The sequence below is a fragment of the Nocardia altamirensis NBRC 108246 genome, assembly GCF_001612685.1.
GTDB lineage: Bacteria > Actinomycetota > Actinomycetes > Mycobacteriales > Mycobacteriaceae > Nocardia > Nocardia altamirensis.
Window position 1 is genome coordinate 1 of record NZ_BDAY01000018.1, and the last position, 9,864, is coordinate 9,864.

A 9,864-nucleotide genomic window follows, 5' to 3' on the forward strand; every position below is an offset into this window, starting at 1 on the left:
ACGCGGGGGCTGGCCTGTGACGGCGGCACAGTCGTCTCGCCACGGGAACCAACCTGCGACGGCGGCGAACCCGCTTCACCACGGGAACCAACCTGCGACGGCGGCGAACTCACTTCGCCACGGGAACCGGCCTGTGGCGCATTCGGACCACCACCGACCGGGGCTGCACCGCTCGGCGACGCCGGACCAGAGGGCGGTACCACCGAAGTCGGCTGTCTGCCTACGGTGCTCGACGTCGGCGTGGGCCCAGTCGCACTCGGCGGCGGCGTCGCGGTGCCAGTAGGCGTCGGTACTCCACTCGCTGGCACACGACTGCCCGAGGTGGATGGAGGCGAGCCGCCGTCCACCGAGGTCGGCGGTGTGGTCACGCGTGGCGTCGTCGAGCCGGGGACCTCGCTGCGGGCCGCGAAGGACCGGTCATCGGAACTCTGTGGGCTGGCGGACGACCTTGTGGCCGCTGGGCCCGGCGATCCGCCAGGGGCCACGTGCCCATTACCAGTGGCCGACGGCACGCTGCGCAGAGTCTGTTGCGGCTGTGATCCGTCCGATGTCGAGCTCGGCGGCATCGCACTCGCGCTGGGCGGCGCCGCGGCGGACCCATCGGGCGTGCCAGGAACTCTTGCCGGGCTGACTGGAGCCGAAGGTGTGACCGCCACAGGCGTCTCCACCACCGCAGGTGGTTTCTCCGGCGGCTTGGCAGCCCAGAAAAACCGTCTCGGGTCCTTCTCGGAAATCGTGCCCATCGATGCCGCACCGCGCGCACCGCCCACCAGACCGCCCCTGGCTATGCCACCCACCCACCCGGTCGGCGAACCGAACGAATCCCACGATCCCGTGGCAACACCCACCGCGACATTGCCGACGGCCGAGCCGACGACACCCGACGCCGCACCGATGAAGGCGCCGCGCGCGGTCGGCACGCCCCACATCCCGGCGACCTGCGTTGGCGCCTTCTTCAGCGCCTTGTCCAGCCCGAAACCCAGGTATCGCGCAAACTCTCGCGATGGCAGCGCGCCTGCCAGCGAGGCGAAGGCCGAGACTCCGAGCTGTCTGCCGTCGAAATGCCTGCGATGCCCGGCGGCCATCTGACCGAGTTGCACACTTCCGTCCAGCGCCATCGAGGTGAGCGCGGTCTCCAGGAACTTCACGCTGTACACACCGATGCCCTTGGCGGTCGGCAACACCAGCTTGCCGAGCGACAACGCCTCGAAGAAGTAGCGCTTGTCGCTTGCCGCACCCAAACGCTTTGCCAGATTGATGATTTGGGTGGTCAACCGGTCCTCCAGCACCCGCAGGATGGACCGGGTTGTCAGGATCGCCGCCTTCTCCGCCGCAGGCGCGGTCGGCGGGAATACCCACGCCCACAGCAGTTCCAACGCCAGCCAGGTCAGCGAAATGATGATGTTGAGCTTGGTGGCTTCCAGCTCGGTCCCGGCATCGAAGGCGGAATCCCCGATCGTCTCGAACAGCGCCGCCAACGACTCCACCGACTGGTCTCCGGTGCGCAGCTGATCGAACCTGGCGCCCATCGCGGCACGACCCGCTCCCGCGAGATACGCCTCCATGGTGGCGCGCTTCGCCGCATCGATCTCGGTAAGCAGCGCTTCCAGTTCGCCGGCCGCCGTACGCCATGCGTTCGAGATCTCCCACATCTTGGTCTCGTCGCCGTCCGGCCACGACGAGCCTGCCACCCAACCGAGCCAGCGCAGTCCCTCCGGAAGCTCCAGCCCCATGCGATCCCACCCGTCCGCCTGCCGCTACGACGTGCTCAACCACACCGCACGCGGGTGAACTCGCGGTGTCTCCGAACGGAATTCGGCGTCGAGATGCGTCAGTTCGGCATCAGCGCACGATCATCGATCCCCGGTGCTCATCGGAACGATCGGCGTCGATGCTGCATCGATTCCGAATCGCCGGTCTCCCAATGTGTTTCGAGGCGTTCGACCATGACCTCGATCGCGTCCTCGATCCGGCCGATCAGCCGTCGCGTACCGATCGGAATGGCGACCGGATTCTCACCGAGTGGAATCACATAGCGACCGTCGTCGGGCATGTCTCGCCACAGCATGGCCTGCTCGAGGATGCCGCGCCGTCCGAACTTCGATTTGCCCTGATGAATCGTGATCACACCGCTGGTCGTGGCAGGCAAACCGAGGAACTCCATGCTGTGTTCCTGTGCCGAATCGACGGCATCGGCCACCATGGATCTCGACTGCCAGTAACTGTCACCGGCGCGCGTGGCCTCGACGACGATCGGCACGCTGCCGCGCTGCCCGGCCTTGACGTCAGGCAGCGTCGCAACGACCGCTGCGGGGATACCGCGGGCGCCGCAGTCAGTGATGGTGAAACCGCCACTGTGCGACAGGGTTTCGCCGGGCAGCTGGGTCACCACATAGCCGCGGGCGCCCGCCCGCGCGGCGCGTACGCGGATGCGCTTCTTCGGATTCGCCATGTCCGCGTCGTCCCACCCGTGCGCGATGACGTAAACGTCAGGCACATGCAGGGTTTCGATGACCTTCCCCAGGAAGCTGTCGGTGCGGATCCGCTCCCACACCTGCACCTTCTCGCGTTCGTAGTCGTTGTGGTACTCCGTACGACTCATGAAACTGAGCGGTTCCGGCATCAGCTCACCGGTGTAGCGCTCCCACAGGACCTTGAACTCCAGGTCCGTAATGGTGATGGTGGCGTTCATTGTTCGGGCTCGATCACTGCCTTCATCCCGGTCGGCAACTTACCGAATCCCTCCTCCAGATGTTTCTTGGAGTCGAGGTACTTGGCGCGCTTGTGCTGACCAGCGTCCTTCCCCTGCCCTGCCGCGCCCATCGGCGCGCCGGGCGCCATACCCGGGCCTGCCATGCCCGCCATCGGGGATCCTGGCACCGCGGACACCGTTGCCCCGGCGACGCCTGGCAACGCGACCCGAGGAAACAGCTTCGAATTCTGATTCGCCGCAAGCGGACTGCTGCTCGACACACCGGCGCCACCACCCGCACGTCCGCCGGACATGCCGGGCAGACCCGCGAGCGTCTTTGCAGCCTTCTCCCTTTCCGCCGCCGACTTGGCCGCCAGATCCGAGCGCGCCTTGTCCGCCTGCGCCATCGCATTGAGCGCTTGCGTACCCGGGAGACCTTGCGCCGCAGCTCGGGCCGCTGCGTCGAGGCCGTCGGCACCCGCGCCGATACCGCCCTGCTGGCCAGGGTCGAAGGGCGAATTCCCATCCGGGAGAGGAACACCCGGAGGCAACCCGCCAGGGGGGAGGACCGGTGGTTTCGGCACCGGTGGGCCCCCGATTCCTGGGCCGGGACCGAGCGACGGCGGCTTCGGCACGCCCACCTTCGGCGGTGGCGCGCCGCCACCAGGCCCGCCGCCTTTGCCGAGTCCGCCACCGGGCCCTGCCCCGAGGCCCGGGCCCGGCCCGCCGCCGAGACCACCGCCGGGGCCGCCGCCTTCCCCTTTCATCTTGTCGAGCAGGCTCTTATAGAAGTCATCGGCGGTGCTGCCGGTCCCCGGCCCTCCCGTGCCGGGACTGCCACCGCTGCCGTCGTTGGGCTTCTTGCCGCCGCCAGGTCCGGCGGGCGAGGTACCGCCACCGCCCTGCCCAACCATGGGATCGCCTAATTTGACGAACAATGTCGCACTGTGGTTCACCCCATCGACATAATGACTTTTGTACTCGTTTTGATATTTCTCCAGGTCACAGCTCGCACGAGGGTCGGTGGCAGCAGGGGCCTGCGGCATAGCATTCATGGTGGAATGCAGCCACTGTGCCGTGTAGCCGAGATTAGACTCCATTGTTTTCATGGGCTTGGACAGATCGTCGGTAATGTTCTTGTACCGAAGTACCGCCTCAGCAGCAGCCTTGGCTCCCTCGCCCCGCCACTTTTCTTCGGTTGCCTTCCTCAAGGCCTTATCCAGATCATCTCCGGTGTAGAACACCTTGTCAGCTGCCCATCCCCAGATAGAGCCGACTTCCGCCACTTTGTTCGCAATAGCGCTCTCCGTCACCAGTGCGGTTTTGTCCGTGTCCGTACCACTCTTTTTCCAAGTAAGTGTGGTTTTTACCTTCCGCGGTCCGCCGAGTGCTACACCCAGACCATATAACTGATCCCAATTCAGACTATTACTAGTTTCCGGATAGACGGTAGCAACTTCTCCACCCGACGCCGGCGGCTTATCCGGAACCTTCGTTTCAGGACCCTTGTGTTTCGTAAGATCAGGTTCAGGGAGATTTCCAGGTGACTTGTTTATTGCGATGTTGAGGTTCTTGAGCGCATCCGCGTTCGACTCGTCGATCTCCACGTACGCCTTACCGGCGTCGAGGAAACCCTGCGCGAGATCGGTCAGAAGTTTGACATGCGAGTTCAAGACCTTGGCGAGAGATTTGGCCCTGTCGTTGAATGCGTCCTGCAGTACGCTAGATGATTTCAGGTTACCGAGCGCAGGCAGGCTGGACGCCTTACTCTCCACCACCTTGAGAATGGCCAAGATATTGCCGATCGCAATGTTCGCGGCCTCCGCGCACTCCTTGGCGACCGTGGGGTCAACCCTGAGCAGCCCAAGCTTGGCCTGCCTCTTGAGCTCGGGAAGGCTCAGGTCCGACTTCGGTGGTTCCTTGGGCGGATTCTCAGCGGCCATCTCGACGCTCCTTCGATCCCCGTACGTGCGCCAGCCCCGCGCATCCGCCGCGGCTACCAGATGACACACTCGCGACATGCGAGTACTTGTGCAGCGGGTCACGGCGGCGCGGGTGACCGTCGGCGACGAGGTCGTCGGCCGGATCGACCCCGCTACCCAGGGTCTGGTCGCCCTTGTCGGCGTCACCGTGGGCGACACCGAAACCACCGCAAAGACGTTGGCGGACAAGCTCTGGCGGCTGCGCATCCTGGACGGCGAACGTTCCGCCGCGGATCTCGAAGCCCCAATACTCGTGGTCAGCCAGTTCACGCTGTACGCCGACACCAGCAAAGGTCGTCGACCGTCCTGGTCTGCCGCCGCACCAGGACGGCTGGCCGAGCCGCTGGTCGACCAATTCGCCAGTGCCCTGCGCGAATTGGGCGCGACCGTCGGCACCGGCCGCTTCGGCGCTCATATGCGCGTCGAGCTCGTCAACGACGGCCCTGTCACGCTGATGCTCGAGTCGTGACCAGGTATCCGCGCGGTCATCGCTAAGCCGCATCGCGACTGATCACACCGGCGAGCGAAAGCTGATACCAGGCCTTGGCGAAGGCGAACCGGTCATCGTCGCCGAGCACCTTCGTCAGCAGCTCGCGGGTGACAGCGCCGCTTTCGGCCGCATCGAGCAGCGCCGCGACCTGTCCGCGCTCCGCCGCGAGCGCGGTCGACACCACATCAATCACGGTGTCGGCAGTCCAGATACCTGGCACCGCATCGCTGATCTGTGCCGCGATCGGCGACCCGCTGTGCTGCCAGCCGTCGCCGTCCCACCAGTAGCAGAAGGACAGGAGTCCCTGCTGCGCTCGCACGTTCAAGACCGGGTCCGCGACCCAATCCGGCGCTCCCCCATACAGTTCGGGAAAGTCGCGCCCATCGTTGTACGCCGCGTCCAACGCCGCCGCGTTGGCAGTGCCACCAGACAGGACCGCCCGGCCACCGGGCAGCACATGCAGCGTGCTGCCGCCGTGCGTGCTGCCCTCGAACCAGCCTGTTGCCAACAGCATTCGCGGACCCCACCCGGAGCCAGCGGCAACGAACGCTGCCGAGATCACCGCCCAGCGTGCCCACAGCTCCGGCAGTGGCGGCAACTCGTCTGTGCGCGCACACCTGCCTCGCTCGGCCATGGCGTATTCGGCCGCCTCCTCCGGCGAGCGCAGCTGCCTACCGGTCTGATCGAGATACGCCCCGAGCCACACCGGCACCCGCTCGCGCGGAAAGGCTTGCAGATCCGCCTCATACGCTTCCGCGGGCAGCCGATCGTCGGCGGGAATCGGCTCATCGCCGTAGTCGTAGTCGACGAATAGCTCAGCGGCAGCAGTGAACCGCACCATCAATCGCCACCACGGTCGGCCCGTCAGCTCCGCCGACACCGTGCGATGCTCGTGTGCCAGCTCGATCACCGGCGTCGGCGGCTGGGCCTGCACCATGGTCTCGTCGGCACCGGTGAAGTAGGCCAGCGCCGTTCCGCCCGCGACGGTGAGGACGAGCAACACATCGAGGTGCTGCCAGTCAGCCGGACCCTCGTTCACGAATTCCATGGCGATTCTGCGAAGCAAGTCCTCCGAGTGCATCGCCAGCTCTGAAAGATCGGGAGCTCCGTCAACACCGGAGTCGGCCGGGCCCGCACCTGGTTCGACTGACTCGATGGCCTCGGCGCCGACCGGGTCGGCATCGCCGCCGAACGCCAACGTGAAAGCCACGTCGGGCGCGGAGTCGCCCAAATCGTCCGAGTCGAGCTGCTCTCGACGTCCCTGAATCGATTGATTCACCACGCCGGCTCCTGCCCTCGCTGCGTCGATCCCACCGTGAACTCCTCTGATTCCCAATGTGTTTCGAGTCGGTCAACCATCAGTTCAATGCCTGCGTCGATGAGGCCGATAAGGCGCCGCTTTCCGGTGCCGATGGCCACCGGCGGTTCGTCCGGCCCGATCACATAGCGTCCGTCGTCCGGAAGATCGCGCCATTGCAATACCTGCTGACGAATTCCGCGCGGACCGTACTTCGATCGGCCCTGCCGTATGACGATCTCACCGGTGGTGGTGGCCTCGATGGCGAAGAACTTCTTGCTGCGGACGGCGAGCGTCGCCTGCCCGTCGTCGGCCACTGCCACACCCCAGGCCGCGTCGTTGAGGTTCTTTACTTCGGGGACCACCACGGTGTTCTTGCGTTTGCCTGCCTCGACGTCGGGCAGTCGCCCGACCAGATCCGCGGCAAGACCGCGTGGATGACACTCGCTGACCGTGTAACCGCTGCTGTACCACACGGTTTCGCCCGGCGATTGCGTCACCACGTAGGCGCGAACGCCGGTCCGCGCGGCGAATATCCTGATCCGTTTCTCCGGATCGTCCATGTCCTGATCGCACCAACCGCGCACACTCACGAAAACGTCAGGACTGCAGACGGTTTCCATCGCGCCGACGACTTCGGCAGTAACTTCGCCGCGCATCCTTTCCCAGGTCTGCCGCTTTTCCGCCACATAGTCGTCGTGCAGCGGGGTTCGGGAGGTGTAGGTGAACGGAACGGGAAATGGGTACTCGGAGTGCCGCTCCCACAGCACCGCGAATTCCAGATCGGTGAACGACCACGTCGTCATGACTCGATCACCGGTCGGACGGCATCGGGCTCGATCCCGAACTCCTCGAGGAACGGTTCGTCGAGGAACTTCGTCGGCTTGGCGCCCTGTGCCTGCACCGACGAGTTGTGGCCTGCACCGCCCGGCGGCATGACGGGCATACCCGCGCCCGGCCCGAAAGGCATCGGCGGCATGAGCACTTCACCGGCCCTGCCCGGAATCGACGCTCTGGGAAAGGCTTTCGCCTTCAGCTCCATCAGACCGGGCTTCGCCGGGGGCGTGCCCTTGCCATTCGGGCTGCTTTCCTTGGGGGGCTCGCCAGGACCGGGTCCGACACCCTCGGGAAGTTTGAGGGCGGGCAGTGCGGCCTTCAACGCGGCGTCAGCCTGGACGCCGGCCTGGACCATCTGGCCGAACATCTGCACGCCCTGACCGAGCGCGGTGAGCAACGGCGCGATCAGATTCGGGACTTGGGGACCTAGTCCTGGGACATTGCCACCAGGAACATTAGGGTTCGGCTGCCCGGGAAGCCCGGGTTTCGGAACCTCCGGCTTGGGCTGAGTCGGGTCCGGTTTCGGAACCTCCGGCTTGGGTTTCGACGGGTCAGGTTTCGCAGGATCAGGCTTGCTGCCCTCGCCAGGGCCCGGACCACCCTTCTCTGAACCGGCGCCGCCTTTCGGACCGGGGCCGGGGCCGCCCTCCGTACTGGCACCACCCTTTTCGCCGTCGCTGGATCCTCCCCCGCCCTTACTGGGTTCGCTTTTGGTGCCGTCGTCCTTCTTGTCATCTTTGGTGCCGTCGGTGGCGCTGCTCTTACTGCCATCGGTGCTCGAAGTTCCGGTACCGCTCGCTCCTGGCGCCGGCGGAACCCGGCGGAACGATTTGTCGGACGTCGTGATTCCGGGGACATATGTGTCAGCGAATTTTTCGCGATATGTCAGAAGCAGCTTCTCCTGAACGAGGGGGTCCGTAATCGTGAGCATCGGTGCCAGCGCCACCTTCAGGTAACCGACCCAATCCGCGGTGTACTTTGCGTTGGCGCTCAGCATATTCAGGCTGTCCGCCAGGTCCTTCTGCACCACCTCTTCGGAATATTCGCTGGTAAGCTTGCGGGCCGCGTCTGCGCCTTCGCCTACCCATCTATCTTTCACCTGGGTGCTGATGATCTTCCGTTGCAGCGTTTCGACCTCCTTGACGGTCCGGTCCTTGACGTTGGCGAAGACTTCGCTCACCGTCATCATCGGGTTCATATCGCTGGCCACTTGATACCTGACCAGATCATCCCACGAAAATTTGGCGCCATTCTCCGGGGAAATAGTTGGACCGTCCATTTCGTAGCGGTCATTCGGCGCCAGAATCGTCGGGCGCGTCGGGGTCGCGCCTTCCCCGATAAGGCCCTGCTTCCACTCCAGCGTAATAGATTTCGATCGATCAGGCACGAGCGAAATATCGGTGAGGGCTTTCAGATCGCTCGCCGAGACGTAGTCCGTTTCCGCGTACGTCTTACCGGCAGCAATGAACCTGTCCCCCAAACTGGTAACGAATGCGATGTGTTCACCCAGTCTGGTGCTGAGCTGTTTCAGCTTCTCTTTGAACTTGTCCTCCAACTGGTTACCGGAGGCCAGATTGCCGATGCCGTCGACCCTGTCTACCGAATCCACATATCGCCGAATCGCGTCGAACTGGGTGATCAGCGCCGCGCAGGCAGCGGCCAATTCCCGCGCCACGCCTATTTCCAGCTTGAGCCTATAGGAACCACCCACGTCAGCCCTCCGATACCGTTGCGGCGCCGTCGATCCTGAATCCCGGACACCCACACCGCCGCAGTTCAGATGTCGCGCACTCGGATTCAACACCACAGTCGATCACCCGAGGATCACCCGCGGATCATCGAAAGCTCATGCCCCGTCGGAAGAGTCCCGCCACGGCGAAATCATGCGACCCTGGCATCATCCGCGCATCAGCAACCCGTCATGAAATCGCATATCCCCAGGAAACCCCCCGCACGCCAACGGTTCTCGAAGCTCCCGCCCGAGGGGAGGACACAGGTAACCTTCCGAGACCAGGAAGCCGACCTCGCCGTAATGGCCCTCGCTGTCATGGAGGATTGACATGGCCAACGAAGCGGCGAAGGCGAATCTCGCCGACCTCTTGGACAACGTCCAGACGCACCTGCGCTCGATCGGCGATGCCCACCAGCGACGAGCGCTGCTCACCGCCAGTGCCACCGCCTGCGAGAAGCGGATCGAGGTGACGGTCAACGCCGATGGGGTACTGATCCAGACCCGATTCGCCGACGACATCGGCGATCTCAGCTACGACGAGATCGCCGAGGCGATGACCGAGGCAGCGCAGGCCGCAGCGGCGGAGGTCAAGCTCAAGGCCGAGGAACTCTTCAAGCCCTTGCAACGCAGCCGCACACGGCTGCCCACCTTGTCCGAGATCATCCCGGGGATGGCTGATCTGCCGGAGCTGACCCCCAAACCGGTGCCCGCCCCGACCTCGCCGCCGAATGCCGAGGATCGCCAGATAGTCGAAACCGCCACGGAATTCGAGAACGTCGAGCAGCTCCGGGCTTGGACACCACGCCCCGCACTCGCCGACGACAGCTGGTAGTC

The 9,864-nt window shown here is 64.8% G+C and carries 8 protein-coding genes; 2 read left to right on the forward strand and 6 right to left on the reverse strand.

Annotated elements, in window-relative coordinates; genetic code table 11:
* The 3 genes from NA11_RS11960 to NA11_RS45590 form a co-directional block, all read right to left on the reverse strand.
* Positions 1-1,733, reverse strand: a 1,733-nt coding sequence (locus NA11_RS11960) for a WXG100-like domain-containing protein (protein ID WP_141717536.1), incomplete at its 3' end; no start/stop codon positions are given.
* Positions 1,734-1,870: 137 nt separating this feature from the next.
* Positions 1,871-2,692: an ESX secretion-associated protein EspG gene (locus tag NA11_RS11965; RefSeq protein ID WP_069161922.1), complete on the reverse strand. Its 822-nt coding sequence runs from the start codon at positions 2,690-2,692 to the stop codon at positions 1,871-1,873.
* Positions 2,689-4,635 (reverse strand): hypothetical protein, encoded by a 1,947-nt coding sequence (locus NA11_RS45590; protein WP_167837624.1) that lies wholly within the window; start codon positions 4,633-4,635, stop codon positions 2,689-2,691. Before NA11_RS45590 ends, NA11_RS11965 begins: the two co-directional genes overlap by 4 nt.
* Before the next feature lie 76 nt (positions 4,636-4,711).
* On the opposite strand from NA11_RS45590, the gene dtd reads away from it, so the two are divergent.
* On the forward strand, positions 4,712-5,143 hold the full coding sequence (gene dtd / locus NA11_RS11980; protein WP_069161925.1) for a D-aminoacyl-tRNA deacylase: 432 nt from the start codon (positions 4,712-4,714) through the stop codon (positions 5,141-5,143).
* 22 nt (positions 5,144-5,165) lie between these two features.
* Here the strand turns inward: dtd and NA11_RS11985 are convergent, their stop codons facing one another.
* From NA11_RS11985 to NA11_RS11995, 3 genes are read right to left on the reverse strand one after another with little or no spacing between them, the layout of a single operon-like run.
* Positions 5,166-6,446: a hypothetical protein gene (locus tag NA11_RS11985; RefSeq protein ID WP_069161926.1), complete on the reverse strand. Its 1,281-nt coding sequence runs from the start codon at positions 6,444-6,446 to the stop codon at positions 5,166-5,168.
* The gene (locus tag NA11_RS11990; RefSeq protein ID WP_069161927.1) at positions 6,440-7,267 is read right to left on the reverse strand and encodes an ESX secretion-associated protein EspG; all 828 of its coding nucleotides are present in this window, start codon (positions 7,265-7,267) and stop codon (positions 6,440-6,442) included. Before NA11_RS11990 ends, NA11_RS11985 begins: the two co-directional genes overlap by 7 nt.
* The gene (locus NA11_RS11995) at positions 7,264-9,009 is read right to left on the reverse strand and encodes a hypothetical protein (RefSeq protein WP_069161928.1); all 1,746 of its coding nucleotides are present in this window, start codon (positions 9,007-9,009) and stop codon (positions 7,264-7,266) included. The genes NA11_RS11990 and NA11_RS11995 overlap by 4 nt, the downstream gene beginning before the upstream one ends.
* Before the next feature lie 349 nt (positions 9,010-9,358).
* Here NA11_RS11995 and NA11_RS12000 point away from each other — a divergent pair, with 349 nt between their 5' ends.
* Positions 9,359-9,862, forward strand: coding sequence for a YbaB/EbfC family nucleoid-associated protein (locus tag NA11_RS12000; protein WP_069161929.1), 504 nt, complete (start codon positions 9,359-9,361; stop codon positions 9,860-9,862).
* The last annotated feature ends 2 nt before the right edge of the window (positions 9,863-9,864 follow it).